14 protein-coding genes and 3 pseudogenes are annotated in these 21,930 nt (G+C 51.0%); 6 read left to right on the forward strand and 11 right to left on the reverse strand.

The window, feature by feature from the left end:
* Positions 1–422 precede the first annotated feature (422 nt).
* The 6 genes and pseudogenes from AAYN39_RS21305 to AAYN39_RS21330 all read left to right on the forward strand — a co-directional run bounded on the left by AAYN39_RS21305 (position 423) and on the right by AAYN39_RS21330 (position 3,998).
* Positions 423–824 (forward strand): hypothetical protein, encoded by a 402-nt coding sequence (locus AAYN39_RS21305; RefSeq protein WP_001772657.1) that lies wholly within the window; start codon positions 423–425, stop codon positions 822–824.
* Positions 825–892: 68 nt separating this feature from the next.
* Complete coding sequence (locus tag AAYN39_RS21310; RefSeq protein WP_000277025.1) at positions 893–1,495, forward strand: hypothetical protein; 603 nt, start codon at positions 893–895, stop codon at positions 1,493–1,495.
* Positions 1,496–1,613: 118 nt separating this feature from the next.
* Positions 1,614–2,084: a hypothetical protein gene (locus AAYN39_RS21315; protein WP_000680120.1), complete on the forward strand. Its 471-nt coding sequence runs from the start codon at positions 1,614–1,616 to the stop codon at positions 2,082–2,084.
* Positions 2,085–2,151: 67 nt separating this feature from the next.
* Entirely contained in the window at positions 2,152–2,601 is a 450-nt protein-coding gene (locus tag AAYN39_RS21320) for a hypothetical protein (protein ID WP_010989205.1), read from the forward strand.
* 115 nt (positions 2,602–2,716) lie between these two features.
* Positions 2,717–3,160, forward strand: a complete 444-nt coding sequence (locus AAYN39_RS21325) for a hypothetical protein (protein WP_000871136.1) — start codon at positions 2,717–2,719, stop codon at positions 3,158–3,160.
* A gap of 110 nt (positions 3,161–3,270) precedes the next feature.
* Positions 3,271–3,998, forward strand: a pseudogene (locus AAYN39_RS21330) (hypothetical protein).
* 130 nt (positions 3,999–4,128) lie between these two features.
* Here AAYN39_RS21330 and AAYN39_RS21335 read toward each other — a convergent pair.
* From AAYN39_RS21335 to yegD, 11 genes and pseudogenes are all read right to left on the reverse strand, one after another.
* Positions 4,129–4,848: a tetratricopeptide repeat protein gene (locus AAYN39_RS21335; protein ID WP_000586683.1), complete on the reverse strand. Its 720-nt coding sequence runs from the start codon at positions 4,846–4,848 to the stop codon at positions 4,129–4,131.
* Positions 4,849–4,852: 4 nt separating this feature from the next.
* Positions 4,853–6,964: a DUF4034 domain-containing protein gene (locus AAYN39_RS21340; protein ID WP_000434232.1), complete on the reverse strand. Its 2,112-nt coding sequence runs from the start codon at positions 6,962–6,964 to the stop codon at positions 4,853–4,855.
* Between the two features lie 10 nt (positions 6,965–6,974).
* Positions 6,975–7,692: pseudogene (locus AAYN39_RS21345) on the reverse strand (DUF1266 domain-containing protein).
* Positions 7,692–8,878: pseudogene (locus AAYN39_RS21350) on the reverse strand (cytoplasmic protein). The pseudogenes AAYN39_RS21345 and AAYN39_RS21350 overlap by 1 nt, the downstream one beginning before the upstream one ends.
* 268 nt (positions 8,879–9,146) lie before the next feature.
* Entirely contained in the window at positions 9,147–9,869 is a 723-nt protein-coding gene (gene baeR / locus AAYN39_RS21355) for a two-component system response regulator BaeR (RefSeq protein WP_000137847.1), read from the reverse strand.
* Entirely contained in the window at positions 9,866–11,269 is a 1,404-nt protein-coding gene (baeS, locus tag AAYN39_RS21360; protein WP_000870082.1) for a two-component system sensor histidine kinase BaeS, read from the reverse strand. The genes baeR and baeS overlap by 4 nt, the downstream gene beginning before the upstream one ends.
* Entirely contained in the window at positions 11,269–12,681 is a 1,413-nt protein-coding gene (locus tag AAYN39_RS21365; RefSeq protein ID WP_000134351.1) for an MFS transporter, read from the reverse strand. Before AAYN39_RS21365 ends, baeS begins: the two co-directional genes overlap by 1 nt.
* Positions 12,678–15,758, reverse strand: a complete 3,081-nt coding sequence (gene mdtC / locus AAYN39_RS21370; RefSeq protein ID WP_001210089.1) for a multidrug efflux RND transporter permease subunit MdtC — start codon at positions 15,756–15,758, stop codon at positions 12,678–12,680. The genes AAYN39_RS21365 and mdtC overlap by 4 nt, the downstream gene beginning before the upstream one ends.
* The gene (gene mdtB, locus AAYN39_RS21375) at positions 15,759–18,881 is read right to left on the reverse strand and encodes a multidrug efflux RND transporter permease subunit MdtB (RefSeq protein WP_001197813.1); all 3,123 of its coding nucleotides are present in this window, start codon (positions 18,879–18,881) and stop codon (positions 15,759–15,761) included.
* The gene (gene mdtA / locus AAYN39_RS21380; protein WP_000678826.1) at positions 18,881–20,122 is read right to left on the reverse strand and encodes a multidrug efflux RND transporter subunit MdtA; all 1,242 of its coding nucleotides are present in this window, start codon (positions 20,120–20,122) and stop codon (positions 18,881–18,883) included. Before mdtA ends, mdtB begins: the two co-directional genes overlap by 1 nt.
* Before the next feature lie 440 nt (positions 20,123–20,562).
* A complete protein-coding gene (gene yegD, locus AAYN39_RS21385) occupies positions 20,563–21,915 on the reverse strand; it encodes a molecular chaperone (RefSeq protein WP_000469615.1) in 1,353 nt (450 codons plus the stop codon).
* Positions 21,916–21,930: the final 15 nt, after the last annotated feature.

The raw sequence follows: 21,930 nt of genomic DNA on the forward strand, positions 1-21,930 counted from the left end.
TTGAGCACTGTTGATGGTAGTACGCCATACTTAATCTTTGACAATGTTATTGTTAGCGCATTTCTTGATGGTAGTATCTATTCTGGGGACATTATCCTCTCAAAATATATCCATCACTCCCTCATTTTTGCGCTGAATTACGGCGCTCCTTATATGAAAGGCTGTTTGATAACGGGTTTGAGTGCCAGTGCTGAGAGAAGCTATAAACCCAATGGCTTTTGTTTTGCAGAAAGAAATATTCCAGAGTCTGTCTGGTTTGGTGAAGATCATACGTTAATTATTATTAAAAATAATAATAGTGTTGGGGAATGGCGTGGTAATTATATTATCTATGATAGCCGTGGAGATGAGGCTCAAACATTTAATAAATTGCCTGACACTAAAAATTATAAAATTTATCGATTAGATTTATATTATTGTTCATGCTATGTTTTCTGGGAGGATCGTCAGGTTATGCGAATTCAGAAAAGAACATTTCTAAAGAACTTCTTAGTGAGTATAAAAATTTTTCACTTGCTGAGTGTATTGAAAAAAATTATGAAAAAATGGGCGTTGTTTTTACTAAGCTACCTTTAAAAGATAATACAAGAGGATTTATCGATTTGGATATGGGGCTTGCTTTTTATCGGGATAAAGATAATGTTTTAGCTTCATTTATAGAAAATAAAACGGGTGATTTTTATAAGCCCAGGCAGGCTTATGGTGATTTGGCATCGGTAAACATGGTTATATATGACTGTATCGATTTTTATCATTCAAAAGAATTGAATATATTTTTACGTAAAATAATTTCTGAAAGAAACATTAGAAATGAGAATGATTAACTTAAATAAAATGTTTAATTAAGTCTCAAATCTATTCTATTTCACCCGAAATGAATAAGATATATCAGATGTATAAAAAGATAGTAATATTAGTGATTACGCTTATTATTATATTTTTCGGCGGTGGGTGGTATATGCATAAATCACAACAACAAATGGCAACCCTTGTTATTTCTGATAGTGAAAATGCCCTCGATTATCCGAATAAACGTAAATGGTTTGATGCCAGTAGATGGCTCAGCACATCACAATATATTAAAATAGATGATTTTTATCTTTTAAATCTTAAGCATCATCCAGTTAACAATATAAATGATGCAGGGATTATTGTAATATTACACTTTGCAATTCGGGATGCGATAAAGAAATTTCCAGAGTTATCAAAATTAAGCCAGATGGATAATAAGGAATTTTTTCATTTCATGCAGAATAAACTTTCTAACGAGTATCTTAGAACCAAATTCAATGAAGATACACTGGAACCTACTGATGACTATTTTTTGTTCTTTTTTACTTATAATGAAATATCTTATGAGGTGGAATTATTACGGAAAGTTACTGAGCATGGTATGATGTTTGTGCCTTATGGATATCAAGTTAATAAAAAAGGGGATTGGCACAGAATGCATCCATCTACATATTCTTGTTTTAACGATATCCAAAGTAATTAGTGAGACGTTACGAAAGCTTTTTAACACCATGGATGATGAGTCGTTTAATGTCGCTTTTGCAGCATGTAGAAGAGGAGTTAATAATCCTGTCTGATATCGGAGGGGTTAATTGAAGTATATGAAGCATTTTTTTCTAATCCTTTTTGGGATTTCTTCTCCATTTATATGTTTGGCTACTTCTGTTGAATTTAATGTTACAAAGGGAATAAAAGCATCAATCACTTGGGTGGATAATAAAAAAGTTGAGTATGAAATTACAGGTAGTGATCGTGTGGCAAAGAGAGGATATTATGATGTTGATACGGAAAATAATATCCATGTTAAATATGGTGATTATAATTTTGATGGTAAAGAAGATTTTGTGATTTGGTATACAGATGATGGTATGGGAATTTATGATATATATAGGGTTTTTCTCTATTCTGAGAAAATGGCTGACTTTAAAGAAATAAAGCCATCATGTGGCGATGATTTTATAAATTTAAATCTGAATAAGAAGAAAAGAGAGCTTATTAGTCTGTATTATTCTCATAATGAGGCGCAAAGATGTATTACTAATGTTTTTGTTGGCGAGAATAAATTAAAGTGACAAGTGGTGGTCTTTTATTTCAGGAGATGATTAATTGATAATTATTTTATTCTTTTTGGGATGATTATTGGTTAGTTCTACTTATGGTGAAGAAAATTATAAAAATATTCATTTTAAAAACGCAACGATAAATATTCCTGCCAGATGGGTAGCTAATAAAAAAGATGATTGTTTATTGATTAGTAAAAATCATATAAATGTGTTCAGTTATCTTTATGTATGCACAGATGCGGCAACGAATAAAAATTCTTTTTTTACAAAGAATGATGATGGAGAATGGGAGGCCGTTACTGATGGCGTCCCTGTTTTAGCTGATGTAAATATTACGCCAAAATTTATTGGCATGAGTGCAATCGTTTCATGTAGGTACAAAGATGATGCTGGGTATCATATAGACCAGTGCTTTCAGGCAGTGATAGTATTGTCAACAAACATAATGTTTGTTTTTATTGGTAGAGGCGATTCATCCTTATTTAATAATTATAAGGAAATATATCGCTCATTCAAGGTTAAATAGCATGTGATTAATTGATGGGGATTGGGTGAATGTTTTTCATTAATTACGACTGTGTGATGCTTCATAATGAGCAGACTGGATATGGAATTAATCAATCGATGAGAATATACTTTAGATGAAGTGGATAATTATGGTTTTAGTTTTTTCTTTTTCTAATGTTTATGCTGAAGACTGTTCACAACAAGACTTTGATAAAGCGGATATGGCGTTAGACTCTCTTGCGTCATGGAAAGCTGTCGATGGCTTTTATTCCCGACATAGTCAATGTGATGTGGGCTACCTCCGGGAAGGCACGTCAGAAAAAATTATCAGATTGTTAGTGGATAGATGGGGAGAATTGAATGAGTTATCTGCGCTTATCAAAAGGAAACCAGCACTTGGCGATTATGTTATTGATCATATTGGAGAGATACTCGATGTAAAAGATGTTGAAAAAATAAGGGATTATTCAGCATCTCATTGCCAAATTGATAGTAAAGATCTATGTAAAAAACTGCACGATGCAGCTGTTTATATTTTACCGTACATGTCTTCTCAGTATCAATATCTTAATAATTGACGCTTATTTAGCAATCATATCATGAGTTTTTAATTGAAAAATACAACAATGCATGATGACAATATTTTATTATATAGCTTTCAATATATAACCCAATATTAATGCCGATTATGAATAATTATAGATTAACTTTTTCTTTATGTTTACTGCGTTCGGCCATATTGTTTGGCATTATTTTAATAAGTGTTAATTGTAATAATCAAAAGAGTAAGGAATTGGTTCTTCCTGTTGATTCCACGCAGTTTACACAATTGGCTTGTTATTATAAAGATATTAATTCCGATGATAATATAATGGAGTTAAAATTACCAGATGAATATAAAGAGAAAACTAACTTATTTAATCAACAGGAAATTAAGGTGCCGGTAAAAGGTGAGAGTTTTCTTTCTCCGTATATTGGTGATGGTGTCCGTTATTATGAATTAGGGTACTTTGAACATGATGGTAATACTTACAAATTGATAATTTATAATAAAATTGGAGAGTCTGATACGTTATTGCTTAATGTACAAATAAATAGTTATGATGCAAAAGGAAACCTGGTGGATGCTTTATTGCTTAGTAGCTTTTTTGCTTATGAAGACATCGTGCGTTTTTCTGATTTTGTCATCCGCCAGGATTACACAATAAGCATTGATAGTTATGTTATATACAGGTGGTATGAGGACAGCAAAGATGGTCATCTTGTAACTATAAAGTTTAAAGATCAGGCGCCTCAGATTTATATAAAGGAACAATATCAAATGGAAAATGGTCGATTCAAATTGATATCCAGAAATGCAGTATCACAGGGTGAAAAAAGAAGCGAGCGTTAAATATACCATGCTTACGACATTAATAATTGTAATGGAGGTGTTAAGATAATATGGATAGCAGGAAAGAATGAGGAACGTTATGGAAATTATAAATAGATTGTTAATTTCAACTGATCTCAGGTTAATCATAAAATTTCAGTTTCCGCGCCAGATTTATTCAACGCGCAGATAGTGCCCGTCGGCGCGGACATTTGCGCCAAAACCGCAGTCCACAAACGTATCAGTGCTGGCATCAATGGTTTCAGAAGAAAAAGCCAGCGAAATGTCACAGTGAATATCATCGCCTTCCCGAAGCGCCACGATGGCTTTATCGTTTTCCAGCGTTATCTCTGCGTAGAACTCGCCGATATTGGGGCCGAAGTAGATCCCCATTAAACCGAACCAGTAACCCTGAAAATTAACCTGATAGCGCGATGGGGTGGGTAATGCCTTCACGCTAAGCACGTTCCAGGAGGCGCGCCCGGCATAGCGCCAGTATTCACCCGCCGTGGAAACCGGTGGCGGCAGGACCGATAGCTTATCTTTGATCAGTTTCAGGTTGTAGATCGACTTGCTATCATTCGGCCTTAGCATCAGCCAGGCGCGGGCTTTACGCCACTCGCCTTCGCGTATCCAGGTTAGCGCCACGTTGTTGTAGGCCGTCGCGATGGCGTTGTCGTCAAGGGCGCAGCTTTCGCTCCATGCGGCCAGCTGTTCAAAAGCGTCGAGTGCTTTGGCATACTTTTGGGTCTTGTAAAGCTGTTCGCCCTGGCTGGCCAAAACTGGAATTTTTGCGCAGTCGGCCTCGATCTGCTGCTCCGTAATTTCAGCCCTGGCGGTGGCGAAGAGTAGAAGCAGGGCGCAAAGAAATAGAGATTTTCTTTGTATTATCACTCCATTACACCATTGAGTTGACCTGTCCCGGCAGCTCTGAATTCGGGATACGGACGGTATACCAGGCGAAACGAAAGCGTTTCCAGAAAGAATCGAAATGCAGGTGGTCCAGGCAATCCATAACGATTTCATTATCCGGGTAAAGCGTGAAGGCAAAATGTGCCCAGCGTGCGCTTAGCTTCATATTAAACAGCGTTCGATCGTGTTTATTACCGTGCAGGCGCGATAGGGTCACCATAGCGTGTAGCGTGCCTTTGTTGGCCTCTTGTTGCACCAGTTCCAGATGCTTATGCGCCAGCGTAATATCCTTCACTTCAAAAATATTCAGCAGGAACAAGCCCCAGGCCTCTTTATGCCCGAACTGATGCGCCAGCCAGAGATTATCGAGCAGTTCTTTTTCATAAGCGGAACGTTTTTCGGTATCAAGTTCTTGTTTACTCAGACGCTGGTTGCAGATGCCGATGCTGAAATGAATATTTTGCAGGTCATTTTCATAGTCGGTATAGCCTCCGTTATCTATTAATTTGTACGGGGTGCTCTCGCGCAGCGCTAACCGCCGGTGCAAAATCTCCGCCGCGCGCTGAAAATACCCTAACGCGATGGCAGGATCGTAAGGTAGTAGGCCGTTGTTCTCTTTATTATTGTGTTCAAGGCCCAGCAGGTTTAGCGCGGCGGGTATATTTCTTTGTGCGCCCAGCTCTGCCAGCGGCACAAAATGTTCCGGGAGCCCGAACCAGTCGAAATTTTTAATCGCCGCCCGCCAGTTATGGTTATATTGAATGTCGGCGACGCTATCGAGCCAGGCGAGGCCTTGCGCCTCATCCTTTTCGAAACCCAATAACCCGGCGTACTGAAAGTAGCCACGACGGATTTTCGGCACTGCGAATTCCGTTTGCTGCGCATTCTGACAGAGAAAATTATACATCCACCAGGTGTCAGGAAAATCGCGCAGGGCGAACTTTATCGTGTCATCAAAGAAGTAATTGTTGAACTTAACTTTTTCCACGATCGAACGCTGAAGGGTTCGCCAGAGCGCGTCATTATCGTCCAGATCGCTATAGCAGACCCGCAGCCACTTCAGCGTGTTGTGGCGAGATTCCTGGATATGCGCTCGCAGGCTAATCTCTTCGGCTTTGGCGATAATGCGTTCCTGTTCTGCCGGGGAGTCAACCTCTTTGATGCGCAGATCGCGGTGATCGTCCCACCAGATCAATAGCTCCAGATGTTCACGTTCTGCGGCAGAAAGGTGATCGCATACGCTTGATTCCAGAAATTCGCGGATTTCCTCGTGAGACCCTCCCCAGCGCGGCATACGAAACGGGATATATTCATCCAGCACGTAAAATGCCGTCGGGAAAATAGCCAGGCAGACGGCGAGCCAGTATTTTTGCCCGGCATCGTCATTGCACTCCGGCAGCACGGACGGGCGCGGCAAATTTGGGCAAACCGCGTCGGCAAACGACAGCCCGGAATGGGCCATCAGCGCATCCACCTCCTGCGGTGAATGGCGATGATATTCAGCCAGATCTTCCATTAATGGCTGCCCGGCAACATCCGCGCCCTCGAGGAACTCAACCAGCCAGTCGGGCTGGCCGAAGACTTTTGAGTTGGTGCTGGTCAGGGCCGCCGCCATCCACTGGCGCGGTTCACAGTCGATAGCATTGAGCGCGGCGATGACCATCCGTTCGTTGCAGGCGGCGGCGCAGATCCACATCGCTCGGGTGGTTTCTCTCGCCCAGCCATAGCTGCGGTAAAGCCACGCACGGTGATTCCAGTATTGCGCCTCGGCAAGCCAGGCGTGAGTGGAGCGGGGACGAGCGCGCTGCCAGTTTTTGATCAGCGCTAATCCTTGCGGCCCAGCCTCAACCAGCGTGTCCATATCGTAAAAAGGGTTGTCCATTTGATTCCAGGCGAAGAAATAGCGCTTTTCCGCTTCGCGGCTGGTAAAGCTCTCCGTCAGCGCCTGGTTGTAGCGTTCGTCCAGTTCGTCATAGCGTTCTTCGCGCAGCAGGCCGGGAATATCGGCGATATGCCACTCTCGTTGCCCGTCATTGAGGGGATTTTTGTGGTTGCACATCTCAAACATAGCGTTGAGCAGACGATCATCCTGTTCCATAAATAGTCCTTTAAATCGGCTCGAAAATTTTGAATTCATTCCACGGCAGTTGTCGCCAGCGGCTGACAGGGTCTTGCAGATAATGGGTGGCTTCCTGTAAATCCCGTCCGGCAAGCGCTATTGGCGTGTCACGTAGCGTGAGCCATACCCGGCGGGCGCGAACGTAGGCGGTGGCGTAATCCTCCCAGGAATCAAAACAGTCCTGAGCGCGCTGGGCGTTAAGTAATAACACCAGCCAGGCCTCGTTTTCGTCACACCAGCCGAGCCCGGCGATACAGCGGGTCAGAAAGGCGGTTCGCATGCAGTCGAAAGCCAGCGCGTCGCGGACCTGGCCCTGGGCCGCCAGATGATGATAAAACGTGCTCGGCGAGCTGCCGATGCCCGCAGGCCAGCGGCGTAAGATATCCTCGACCTTGTGGCGTAACGCCGCGCCGTTGAGGTTTTCGCTCAAGCCCAGCTCTTTTTTTACCTGCTGTGCCAGATAGCGGTGTTTGTCATCGTCAAGTTTGAAGACCAGCTCAACGCCTTTGATCGGTAGCCCGTTGCGCCGGGCGAGGATATCAGCTAGCGCCAGCGCCCATTGCCGCCGTCGGGTATCGCGACGCAGATCCTTCAGACGATCTTTTTCTTTCTCCTCGGCGATACGGGCCGCAATCAGCGGTTTGTTTTTTTTTGTAGTTGCGCCAGCTAAAAAATAGGGCGGCAATAATAAGAACAATCCAGAACATTATTGCACCTCCTTGATGACAGGGAGGTAACGCGTGGTTTGTAGCGTCAGGCTTTCAATTTCGAAAGGTTCACTACTGGTGTTTTTCCCGGCAAGCGTAGGGTGCCATTCATGCCGTGGAAACAGCATTTCCGCAGCCGTCGCCACGTTAGGATCAACAACCTGAAGGTAGCGCAGCGCCTCCGGGGCGCTGTGCAGCAGCAGCCACTGTAAAGCTACCGGGGGAGTGGGGAAGTGTTCCATTAAATGAAAATTGTCATGCAGCACATTGAGCAGAAAATTGAGGTCATGAATATGAGTAATAAATTTCCAACCTGAATATTCCGGCGTCGATTCATAAACTATTCCCATCCCTTCGCAATCAGCGTGGCGCTCAGGAAGTGGTTGCAGATGGCGTAACAGAGATAAAACATCGTTAGCATATTTCTTAATAGGATGGCGATTTTGCTTACCTTTAATCTGATCAATGCTCAGGCCGTTATTACCAACCACCAGGCTTATTGTGACGTGGGGAATATTATTGCCGTCGCGCAGGCTGAACAGGCGAAGTTTCTGTTGTTCAATTTGCCGGGCGTAGTAATCGCCGTAGCCGCCGGAAAGCGCGCCTTTATTATCAAAATCTCCGACGCAGTGTTGCATATGCCAGGATTCATACGCCATCTCACTGCGCAGGCCGGGGTTTGTTGCATCAAGCTCAACCAGCACACCGTTATTCACCGCCATCACCGGTTTTAGCGCCTCGCTGTTGGAGGGATACCAACCTTGTTCACGCAGGTGCTGCATTTTTTGATGCTCCGCTTCGCGCATTGCCAGCACGGTAAAGCAGTTGATGCGCTGTAGTTTAGTTTCCAGCCGCGTTCCTTCCTGACGCGAAAGAAATTCCACTAAATCTCTTTCCATTGCCACAAGTTGCGGGTGCTGAACGTTAAGGTAGTAAAAGCGCTCATCGCCACCCAGGCGGGGATTTCTGCATCAGGGCTAAAATAAACGGCATAATCAGCGACGGAGCGCACAGGGTAAACGTGAGGAAAGTCACCAATGATCCAACGATAAAAATGATTGCTTAACCAGCGCTGGATATTTTCGCTATCGCCGCGTTGTTGGCTCCGGGAAAAAATAGATGATTTTACATTTGGCGCATTTATTATATTGCGTGGTTTATAGCGGTGAGATGACGTTTCTGTCATAAAAATCCATGTGTAATTAAGCTGGCATTATGTTTATGTATTTTTAGATTCACTTAATGAATTAATGCGCAATAAGTTTAAAAAACTACTCACAGTATATCGGTAAACTAAAAAGAGCGGCCAAATAATTTATTGTCCCCGATCGCGTTCGTCGTGGTTTTCGGGATACCGCTCGGCCAAATGAAAGAGGGCAGTGTGTTAATTCCGCCAGAATAGCGTTGGCGGAAAATATCGTCTTACGACCTTGTTATTGTTATGCCAATAATCATTATACCAGGCGACACGCATCCGCTTCCCAGCGATATCCCACCCCGTAGACCGCGCGTATAAATGACTGTTCGGCATCCAGCGATTCCAGTTTACGGCGCAGGTTTTTAATGTGGCTGTCGATAGTACGATCGGTCACCACACGGTAGTCGTCGTAGAGGTGGTTTAACAACTGCTCGCGGGAAAAAACTTTACCCGGTTCAAGCGATAAGGTTTTTAGCAGACGGAATTCAGCGGGGGTTAAATCCAGCGCTTTACCACACCAGGAGGCCTGAAAGCGGCTTTCATCAATCATTAACGGGCTTTCGGCATCCTGCTGCTGGAGTTCGCGCTGCGGTTTACAGCGGCGCAAAATGGTTTTCACGCGGGCCACGACTTCGCGTGGGCTGTAAGGCTTACAGATATAATCATCGGCGCCGATTTCCAGCCCAAGCAGCCGGTCGATCTCTTCAATTTTGGCCGTGACCATCACAATGGGGATGTCGGAAAAACGGCGAATCTCCCGGCATAGCGTCAGACCATCGATACCCGGCAGCATCAGATCCAGCAGGATCAGATCCGGCGGCGTTTGACGCACATACGGCAGTACCTTGTCGCCATGATTGATGAGCGTGGGGGCGTAACTCGCCGCGCGTAAGTAGTCAATAAGCAGCTGTCCCAGCTTGGGTTCATCTTCAACAATCAAAATGCGCGGCGTGTTTTCATCAATGGGTAATTCAGTCATACTTCTCTCTGTAAATCGCGATCCAGCGGTAACTCTACTGTAATGCTAACCCCGCCAAAAGGCGAATGAGCGGCGTGAAGATGACCGTTATGCGCGTGTACAATATTGACGCATATCGCCAGCCCCAGTCCAGAACCGCCGCTGGCGCGGTTACGGGACACTTCCGTGCGGTAAAAACGGTCAAAAAGCTTTTGTAACTGCTCATCGCTGACGCCCGGTGCAGAATCGGCAAAGGTCAGGAATAATGATTTGTCGCGTTGTTCGGCGGAAATATGCAGGCCGCCGCCGCTGTCGGTGTAGCGCAGACTGTTTTCCAGTAGATTATTAAACAGTTGCATCAGGCGATCCGGGTCGCCGAAGACGGTCATACTATCCGGCAACGCGTAATGTAGCGTTAGCCCCCGGCTGGTAAAGCGTTCTCTAAACGCGCCGCCAGCGACTTCCAACTGGGGAACAAGATCGACGGTCGTTTTTTGGTAAGCCAGCGCGCCCTCGTCAGACAACGACAGCTGATGCAGGTCGTCAACCAGTTTGGTAAGCGTACCGACTTCCGCCTGTAGCGAGGTAACCGATTCTGGCGTGAACTGGCGAACGCCATCCTGAATGGCTTCCAGTTCGCCGCGCAATACCGCCAGCGGCGTGCGCAGTTCGTGGGAAATATCCGCCATAAAGTCGCGGCGCATCTGCTGATTTTTTTCCAGCGTGCTGGCAAGCTGGTTAAAGTCTTGCGCCAGTTTTCCCAGCTCATCGGCGCTGGTTGGGGTCACGCGCGTGGTAAAATCCCCCGCCGCCAGCCTGTGCGTACCCTCGACCAACCGTTTGACCGGGGCGAGCAGGCCACGCGCCAGCAAAAACGTCGCCAGCGCGGCCAGCAAGGTTGATAACGCCACGATCATCCAACTGGCACGCCGCTGCTGCATATCAAAATTAATATCCGTATTGCGCGTCAGCCGCTCGACAGGAGAGGCGATAATCGCGCCTACTTCGACGCCATTAACCAGAATGGGGCGGCGAGTACCGTCATGCGGCACCGGACCGCGTGGGCCGACCAGCACCCGGCCATTTTGATCGACGACCCAGAACTGGGTGCGCCAACCGTGCGGCGGCATACCGGGGCCGGGTTTATCCCGGTCGTTGTCATGCTCAAATGAACGCAGAATCTGGAAAACGAAGCGATCATTGTTACGTAAAAAACGCCAGTTGCCGTGTTGCTGGTACTGGTCGCCCAGCGCATCGCCCAGCATTTGTAGCCGCTGCTCGTTGCCGTGTTTGATATAGTCAATAAATCCGCGTTCAAAACTGACGCGCACGGCCCAATGCATACTGATCAGCAGCACGATGCAGGTGGCGAAAATCGCCAGAAACAGCTTGCCGGTGATTCCGGGCCGCCAGACTTTCATTACAGGCTCCTTTTACGCCGTGAAATGACCATGTTTTGCTGTGTATCGTTCGGCACGCGGGCAAAAATTATCGCCGGTAGCGCGATAATAACCGCCATACATAACCAGGTGTACATAAAGACGTGATGTGTGGCGCTACTGTCTATCCCGATATGCTGTTGGCCAAACATACCCAGCAGCATTCCGGCAATAGTGACGCCAATACTCATCGAGAGCTGCATAATCATCGATAATAAGCTATTGCCGCTGCTGGCCAGCGTATCGGGAAGGTCTTTTAGCGTTAAGGTATTCATGGAAGAAAAGCGCGCCGAGTTCACCATTCCCTGCAAAAGCAGTACCAGCGGCAGGAGATAATACCAGCCGAGCAGCGCGACCGACATAAACAACAGGCTAACCAATGCCAGTCCGAGCGTGGTCGCTACCAGAACCCGACGATAGCCAAAACGGTTAACTATCTGCACCACAATCCGCTTCATTCCCATGCTGCCCAGCACCATGGGGATCATCATCAAACCGGCATGAAACGGTGAAAAACCAAGACCAATTTGTAAAAAGACCGGCGTCATAAACGGCAGCATACCGCTGCCGATACGCCCGGCAAAACTGCCCAGCAACCCCAGTGAAAACGTGGGCGTGCGGAACAATCGCAGGCTGAATAACGCACCTGAGTTTTTTTTGGCATGGAAGAGATAGAGCAGAATGGCTGCCGCGCCACCCGCAGCAAGTCCGGCTAATGTCCAGGGCGAAATCCCCATGCTTTTACTACCGTCCAGCGCCAGCGTGAGTACCGCCATGCCGATAGCTAACAGCAGGAACCCCGGCAGATCAAAGCGCCGGGTCTCTATGGTGTAGTTTGGCATCAGCATAAAGGTCGCCATAGCGCCGACAATTCCCACCGGGATATTGATCAGAAAGATCCAGTGCCATGAAGCATATTCCACCAGCACCCCGCCCAGCGCGGGGCCGAGTAACGGCCCGATCTGTCCCGGTAGGGCGACGAAGGTCATCGCCGCCATATATTGCGCACGCGGCACGATTTTCATGACCGTCAGGCGTCCGACCGGCACCATCATCGCGCCGCCTACGCCTTGTAAAACTCGCGCTAATACCAGTTGATTAAGCGTACCGGAGAGGGCGCAAAACAGCGAACCCAGCGTGAACAGCACGATGGCGGCAAAGAAAATATTACGCACGCCGATTTTGTCTGCCAGCCAGCCGCTGGCGGGGAGCATCACGGCGACGGTGAGAACATATGACACCACTACCATGTGCATATGCAGCGGGCTTTCCCCCAGGCTTTTCGCCATGGAAGGCAGCGCAGTGTTGACGATGGTGGTATCCAGCGACTGCATAAAAAAGCCGAATGCCACAATCCAGAGTTGCCAGCGGGTGTTGTCAGGAAATTCTGTCATATCTCTACTACCGGTTTGCTATTTTTACGCGAAAAACGCAGCCGCAGACGGTCGAAAAAGAGGTACACCACCGGCGTGGTATAGAGCGTCAGGAGCTGGCTCATGACCAAACCGCCGACAATGGTTATCCCCAGCGGCTGCCGTAATTCCGAACCGTCTCCGCCAGATAACACCAATGGCAGTGCGCCGAACAGCGCCGCCAGCGTGGTCATCATTATTGGACGGAAGCGTAACAAGCAGGCCTGGAAAATGGCTTGTTCCGGTGTCAGGCCGCCGCTTCGTTGCGCTTCAAGCGCAAAATCGACCATCATAATGGCGTTTTTCTTCACAATGCCAATTAATAGCATGATCCCTATCAGGGCGATTAGGCTGAAAGGGGCATTGAAGAGTTCCAGCGCCAGAAGCGCCCCAACGCCCGCCGATGGCAGAGTAGAGAGAATGGTCAGCGGATGGACGTAGCTTTCGTACAGTATCCCCAGCACAATGTAGACGGTAGCGATCGCCGCCACTATCAAAATAAGCTGTGAATTCATGGTCTGCTGGAAGACTTGCGCCGTTCCGGAAAAACTGCCGCGTACCGTCGAGGGGACGCCAAGCTGCGTCATGGTGCGATCAATGGCCTCCGTCGCCTGCGATAACGATGTGCCGGTCGGCAAGTTAAAGGCAATCGTGGACGCTGCGGAAAGTCCCTGATGGTTTACCGACAGCGGCGCATTGGCGGGCCGCCATTGGGCGAAATAAGAGAGAGGAATCGCTTTTCCGTCGCGGTTGATAACGAACATTTTCTCCAGCGCGCTGATATCCTGGCTATAGCGCGGATCGACTTCCATCACCACTTTATACTGGTTCATCGGCTGATAAATGGTGGAAATTTGCCGCTGGCCGAAAGCGTTATTTAACAGGCTGTTTGCGGCCTGAACATCAATGCCCAGCCGTGACATGGTGTCGCGGTCGTAGATAAGGTTCATCTCCGCGCCGTTATCCTGCTGGTCGGAGTTTACGTCCGCCAGTTGCGGCAGGGCCGAGAGCGCTTTGCGTATTTTCGGCTCCCACTCGCGCAGCGCCGGCAGGGAGTCAGACAGCAACGTATATTGGTAACTGGCGTTAGCCTGCCGCCCGCCGACGCGAATATCCTGTACCGCCATCAGAAACAGCTTGGCGCCGGGTTCTTTTGCCAGTTTGACCCGCAGTCGGTCAATGACTTGCTGCGCCGTCTCTTTGCGTTCGCCGCGCGGCTTCAGCGTAATAAACATCATGCCGCTATTCACCCTCGATCCGCCGGTAAAACCAGTGACATTATTCACCGCCGGATCGTCGCGAATAATTTTCATAAAATCCTGCAGCTTGCCGCGCATGGCTTGGAAAGAGATGCTCTGGTCAGCCTGAATACCGCCCATCAACACGCCGGTGTCCTGCTCCGGAAAGAATGTTTTAGGGATGGCGATATAAAGCCAGATGTTCAGCGCAACGGTGCCAAGAAAAACCACACCGACAAGACGCGTATGGTTAAGCACCCATTTTAACGACGTGCCGTAACCCTGTTGCAAGGCGACCAGCAAACGGCCAACGCCCCGTTTACGCGGTTGGGTGCGCGGTTTGCTTGATTTAAGCATCCAGCCGCACATCATCGGCGTCAGTGTGAGCGAGACCACCAGCGAAATGCCAATCGCCACCGAGAGGGTAACGGCGAATTCCCGTAATAATCGTCCTGGCAGGCCGCCCATTAACAGCAGCGGCAGAAATACCGCCACCAGCGACAGACTCATGGAGATGACCGTAAACCCGACTTCCCGCGTACCCTGTAATGCCGCCTGCAAAGGTTTCATTCTCGCCTCCAGATGGCGGGCGATATTTTCCAGCACCACAATGGCATCATCAACGACAAATCCGGTCGCGATAGTCAGCGCCATCAGCGACAGATTGTTGAGGCTGAAGCCGCACAGATACATGGCGGCGAAGGTGCCGATGAGCGAAACGGGAACGGCGACGGCGGGGATTAGCGTGGCGCGCCCGGAACGCAGGAATAAAAACACCACCAGGATCACCAGCGCGACAGAGATAGCCAGCGTCTCTTCTACCTCTTGCAGCGATGCGCGAATCGTCGGCGAACGATCCTGGGCGATTTGTAAATCGATAGCGGCGGGGATCATTGCCCGCAGTTCCGGCAGTTTTGCCCGGATGCCGTCGACCGTCTGAATAATGTTGGCCTCCGGCAGCTTGCGGATCATCAACAAAATAGCGGGTTTAGCGTTCGTCATCCCGGCGTTACGGACATCCTGCACCGAGTCGGTGACGCTGGCGACGTCACCCAGGCGTACCGCCGCGCCGTTGTTATAGTGAATAATCAGCGGCTGATATTCGGCGGCGGTTTTCAGTTCGTCGTTGGTCTGGATTTGCCAGCGGTGGACGCTATCTTCAATTGCGCCTTGCGGTCGGCGTACGTTGGCGCTGTCGATCGCTTCGCGGACCTCATCCAGCGAGACGCCCTGGTTAAAGAGCGCCTGCGGGTTTAAGCCTACACGTACTGCGGGCAGGGAGCTGCCGCCGACGTCAACGTCGCCAACGCCGTCAATTTGCGCGATGGTTTGCGCCAGTTGGGTAGAGGCGAAATCATACAGTTTGCCCTGTGACCAGCTCTCTGAGGTGAGCGTTAAAATCATAATCGGCGCGTCGGACGGGTTGGCCTTGCGATAAGTCGGGCGGCTGGGCATTCCGCCTGGCAACAAGCTTTGCGCGGCGTTAATGGCGGCCTGCACGTCGCGCGCCGCGCCGTTAATATCGCGATCGAAATTAAATTCGAGAATAATGCGCGTACTGCCGAGCGAGCTGCTGGAAGTCATTTCATTGACGCCTGCAATGCGTCCCAAAGAACGTTCCAACGGCGTCGCCACCGACGAAGCCATGGTTTCCGGCGAGGCGCCCGGCAGCGAGGCGCTAACCATAATCACTGGGAAATCGACCTGCGGCAGCGGGGCGACCGGCAGCAGACGAAAGCCCAGAATGCCGCACAGCGTAATGGCGGCGGCAATCAAAATGGTGGCGACCGGGCGGTAGATGAAAAGGGCGAAAAAGCGCATCTACGCCTCCTCTTTATGGCGCGGAAAGCGACTTTTCACGTACAGCGACAGGCGGTCAAACAGGAGATAAATCACCGGAGTGGTAAACAGAGTTAATACCTGGCTGACCAGTAAGCCGCCCACCATCGCGATCCCCAACGGGCGACGTAATTCCGCGCCAACGCCGGTACTCAACATTAATGGCAATGCCCCGAGCAACGCCGCCAGCGTGGTCATCAGAATCGGTCGAAAACGCAGCAGACAGGCCTGGAAGATAGCGTCGCGCGGACTCATCCCCTGTTCGCGTTCGGCGGCGAGGGCGAAGTCAATCATCATGATGGCGTTTTTCTTCACGATACCGATCAGTAAAATAATGCCGATAATGGCGATAATATCGAGCTCGCTACCAGCGATGATCAGCGCCAGCAGCGCGCCGACGCCCGCCGTAGGCAGCGTTGAGAGAATCGTAATCGGATGGATAAAACTCTCATACAGCACGCCAAGCACGATATACATCGCCACCACGGCGGCGACAATAAGCCAGACGGTGCTGCCCAGCGCCGCCTGGAAGGCGAGCGTACTGCCCTGAAACTGCGTTGTAATATCCGCTGGCAGGGCGAGCGTTTTTTCCGTATCGAGAATCGCCTGCACCGCATCGCCGAGCGAATAGCCCTCCGGCACGTTAAACGAAAATGTCGTAACCGGGAACTGATCTAAATGATTGATGGAGAGCGGGGCGAAGCGCTGCTCAATGCGGGCAATCGCGCTGAGCGGTACGGTGCCGCCGTCGCGGCTCGTCAGGCGAATCGTCTCCAGCGCCGCCAGACCCGGCGTGCTGGCGGTATTATGTTCCAGCACGACGCGGTACTGGTTCGCCTGGGTATAAATCGTTGAAATCAGGCGTTGTCCGAACGCGTTGTAGAGCGCGTTATCCACATCCGCCATGCTGATACCCAGACGGCTGGCGCTGTCGCGGTCGACATTCACCCAGGCCGCTAATCCCCGATCTTGCCAGTCGCTGCTTACCTCAGAGAGCTGTGGTAACGACTGTAGCGCGTTCTGCAGTTTTGGCACCCAGTGGCTGAGCGCATCGAGCGTCGTGGCCTGCAGGGTAAACTGATACTGCGTGCGGCTGACCTGCGTGTCGATGGTTAAATCCTGCGTCGGCTGGAGATACAGCGCCACGCCGGGAATCGTCGCCACGGCGGTTTGCAGCCGGGAGATCACCTGCTGCACGCGGTCATCACGCGCATCCAGCGGCTTGAGGTTAATTTGCAGGCGCGCGCTATTCAGCGTGGGATTAGCGCCGTCTACGCCAACAAAAGTCGTCAGGCTTTGCACCGCCGGGTCCTGTAATATCCGCTCCGCCACCTGGCGCTGACGTTGCGCCATACTGGCATACGATGATGATTGTGGCGCCTGCAGCGTCCCCTGGATAATGCCGTTATCCTGTACCGGAAAGAACCCTTTCGGGATGGTTATCCACAGCATAACGCTGAGCAGGAGCGTGGCGAATGCCACGCTCAATGTAAGCCATGGATGGTTGAGCACTTTCGCTAATCCGCGTCCGTAGCTGGCGATCACGCGGTCAAACATCCGCTCGCAGGCGCGGGAAAAGCGGTTTTGTTTACGCAGAGACTGCCGGCTGAGCATACGCGCGCACATCATGGGCGTAAGCGTCAAAGAGACGACGGCGGAGATTAAAATCGCTACCGCCAACGTCACCGCAAATTCGCGGAACAGTCGACCAACAATATCGCCCATAAAGAGCAACGGGATCAGTACCGCAATCAGGGAAAAGGTGAGGGAAATAATGGTAAAGCCGATTTCGCCCGCGCCTTTGAGCGCCGCCGCCAGCGGTTTTTCTCCTTTTTCGATGTAGCGCGAGATGTTCTCGATCACCACAATCGCATCGTCCACCACGAAACCCGTGGCGATAGTGAGCGCCATCAGCGTCAGGTTATTAATGGAAAAATCCAAAAACACCATCACTGCAAAGGTGCCGATAAGCGACAGCGGTACGGCGACGCCGGGAATAATTGTGGCGGGAATATTACGTAAAAACAGATAGATAATCATGACGACCAGCGCGATCGCCAGCATCAGTTCAAACTGGGTATCGCGCACGGAAGCGCGAATATTGGTGGTGCGATCGGACAGGACCGTGACCTTCACCGATTTCGGCAGGCTTTCGGTAAGCTGGGGCAGCATCTGGCGAATGCTGTCCGCTGTCGCAATGATATTGGCGCCGGGCTGGCGTTGAACGTTCATCACGATAGCCGGAGCTTGATTCGCCCATGCGCCGAGCCAGCTATTTTCCGCCCCCTGTTCGACGGTGGCGACATCGCCCAGCCGTACCGGCGCGCCGTTTTGATACGCGATGATAAGCTTGCGGTATTCGTCGGCAGACTGCATCTGATCGTTAGCAGAAAGCGTCACCGCCCGTTCGGGGCCATCCAGACTGCCTTTCGCCGAGTTGACGTTGGCGCCGGTAATTGCGGTACGGACTGTTTCGCTGGTCAGACCGAGCGCGGCGATAGCCTGAGCATTCAGTTTTACGCGTACCGCAGGGCGCTGCCCGCCGGCAAGCGTCACCAGCCCGACGCCGGAGACCTGTGAGATCTTCTGCGCCACGCGGGTTTCTACCATGTCCTCTACCTGGGTCATCGGCATCGCGTTTGAGGTGACGGCAAGCGTCATAATCGGCGGGTCCGCCGGATTGACTTTGCTATAAATCGGCGGATTCGGCAGGTCGGAAGGCAATAAATTGGTGGCTGCGTTAATCGCCGCCTGTACTTCCTGCTCGGCAACGTCCAGCGGCAGCGTCAACTGAAACTGTAGCGTCACCACCGATGCGCCGCCGGAGCTTTGCGACGACATCTGCTTAAGTCCTGACATCTGGCCGAACTGGCGCTCAAGCGGCGCGGTGACGGAGGAGGTCATGACATCCGGGCTGGCGCCAGGGTAGAGCGTAACCACCTGAATAGTGGGGTAGTCGACCTCCGGCAAAGCGGCGACGGGCAGGAAGCGATAGCCGATAATCCCGGCGAGTAAAATCGCCGCCATCAGCAGAGTGGTGGCCACGGGGCGCAGAATAAACAGACGCGAAGGGCCGCCCGTGCTGCCCGGAGGTAATACCTGCATCAGGCGCGCGCTCCTTTTTGACCTTCATGGCGGGAAGGGGATTTTTCATCCGCCATGGTGGTTTGCGGCTCAACGACCTCGACTTTTGCGCCTTCCGTCAGCCGATCAATACCATCGGTAACGACGCGATCGCCTGCCGACAATCCTGCGCTGATCACCACGTTTCGGTTATCCTGAATACCGATTTTTACCCGCTTCTTGCTGACGTTATTTTCGTCGTTCAGCACCCACACAAAGTGGCCCTCATTGCCCATTTGCACCGCCGCGGCAGGCACCACAACGGCATTTTGTTCGGTATCGACCAGCATCCGGGCGTTCACAAATTGATTGGGGAACAGCGTATCGTCCTGATTGGTAAAGCGCGCTTTAATTTTGATCGTTCCCGTCGTGGGATCAATCTGGTTGTCCAGACTGAGCAACACGCCTTCGCTCAATTTGTGCGAGTTAGTTCGATCCCAGGCTTCTACGACCAGCGTTTTCCCCGCTTTCTGTGCCTGAACCACGGTCGCGATATCGCTTTCCGGCAGAGTAAAAATGAGATCAATCGGGTGCGTTTGCGTAATGACGACAATACCTGCGGTATCGCTGCTGGAAATCTGGTTGCCGACATCCACCTGTTTCAGACCCACGCGTCCCGAGACCGGGGCTGTGATACGACTCCAGTCGAGCTGTAGCTGCGCGCTGGCGACATTGGCTTCATCCGCTTTAATGGTTCCCTGGGTTTCGTTGACCAGCGCCTGTTGCGCATCCAGTTCCTGACGGGAAACCAGATTGGTTTTGGCCAGTTGCTGATAGCGCGCCAGATCACGACGCGCATTCGCCAACGTAGCGTTATCTTTCGCTAACTGTCCCTGAGCCTGCGCCAGGGCGACCTTAAACTGGCTGGGATCGATTTGCGCCAGCAGATCGCCTGCGTTAACCTGCTGACCTTCCTGAAAGTGCAGGGCGATGAGTTGACCATCCACGCGGCTACGCACCGTAACGGTATTCGCTGCGGTCACGGTACCCAGCCCGCTCAGATAGCGCGGTACAGCCTGTGTGGTCGCGGTCGCGGCCTGTACCGGCGCCAGAGGGCCGTCGCGCATACCGCGGCGACCTGCGGCGGCGGTATGCTGCGCTTGCGCGGCGACGCCCGGCGCGGCGGTCGGGCTTTCGCTACGGCTATGCCAGAACCAGAATGCGGCGGCGGCCACTACAACCCCAATCGCTATTGCCCAGCGGAAAGTATTACTGCCTTTCATCGGTATAAGTTTCTCATCCTGAAACGTTTTGCGGAATGTTGCTTCCTCTATTGTAGTCAGCAGGGAAGGGAGAAAAATGGAGGAATTATGGAACACGGTCGGGATTATTCTGAATGGCGACCCGCTTTGCGAGGCGCTACGCAACTCTCATCGGTGAAAATCGTTAACGCGCCGGAGTGCGGTAAAGTGCCGGCACGGCAATGAAGATAAGCCACCGATTTCAGCAGGATGCTGAAACGGGAAAGCCCCTCCCGAGGAAGGGGCCAAAATAAGGAAAGGGTTATGATGAAGGTAGTCATCATAATGGTGATACTCTTAGTGATTAGCCTACCAGCTTACTAAGACACCAGGGGGAGGAGGAATCCTCCCTTACCCTCACTCCTGACGTTAAGCCACATCAAGAATAATGTCAATCCATCAGCGCTGGGCTTGCGAGGCGCTTAGCGGAAAACGACCTCCGCCCAGCGCGCCAGTCCTGCGGTGACGGAGCCGAAATCATCGCCGCCAGCGACGGGTATGCCCGGTAGCTGTTCGGAAAGCGCTTTTTTAATCAATGGCGAACGGGCGCTGCCGCCGGTCAGATAGATGACATCCGGTTTTTCCTGCGCGCTGTCCAGCGCCAGTTGCACCTGTTCCAGAATACGCGCCAGCGGTTGATCCAGCGCCGCTTCCAGTCCTTGCTGGCTGATAGCGACCGCCAGGTCGTCGCTGATAAATGGCAGCCTCGCCGTAACATCCGCCTGGCCGGAAAGGGCGATTTTGCTCTCTTCCGCGCAGCGTACCAGGCGGTAGCTAAGCCGCTGACGCCAGACCTTGAGCAGCAACGCGACCTTGTCTGCTTCACGCGCGTTGCGAACCAAATCGTTCAACAGACGACCATTCGCGCTACTGTAAAAATCGCTTTGCGCCGGGACGTCGTTAATCGCGACGGCGTTCCACCACGGCAGCACCGGCAGGGCGATACCTTTTTCGGTTTCGCCGCCCATGCCCAGCAAAGGCATCAGATTTTTAAAGGCCAGCGCGATATCCAGATCGTTTCCGCCCACGCGGCAACCGCTGTGCCCCAACAGGCTGTTTTCACGATCGGCGCGCTGACGCCACTGCGGCCCCATCAGCAGCATGGAACAGTCGGTGGTACCGCCGCCAATATCCACGACCAGCACACGCTTCTCTTCCCGCAGCGTAGCCTCGTAGTCCAGGCCCGCTGCGACCGGTTCATACTGGAATACCACCTCCTGAAAACCGGCGCGTTTTGCTGCCCGCTCCAGAATACCCTGCGCCTGGCGGTTCGCGTCATCGCCGCCGAGTCCCTGAAAGTTGATCGGGCGACCGATCACCGCCTGAGTAATGGCCTCCGGCAATTGGCTGTGCGCCGTATGAAGAATATGTACCATCATGGCGCAGACCAAATCTTCAAACAGCGCGACCTGCTGCGGTTTCAGGCCGCTGGCGCCTAAAAAGGATTTCGGCGATTTGACGAACCAGACTTCCTGGGGATCGTCAATATAGTGCGCCAGCGACGCCAGACCAAACTGTACGCTTTGCGCGCCAACCTCAATATCTTCCTCGCGGTTGTAGCGTATAGCGCGGCGTAGCAGCGCCTGGGTTTCTTCGTCCGTTGCCGGCACATCATGATGGCGATACAGCCACTCGCTCACCGCTTCGCGCGTCGGCGCACACAGCATAGACGGCAGTAATGCGCTGTTATTCTCCATTGTCAGCAACTGTGGATGCCCGTCGCGCATAATGGCGACCGAGCAGTTTGCCGTACCGTAATCAAATCCTATAAACACCTTAAAATCCCCATG

The sequence above is a fragment of the Salmonella sp. K21076 genome, from assembly GCF_039650795.1.
GTDB lineage: Bacteria > Pseudomonadota > Gammaproteobacteria > Enterobacterales > Enterobacteriaceae > Salmonella > Salmonella enterica.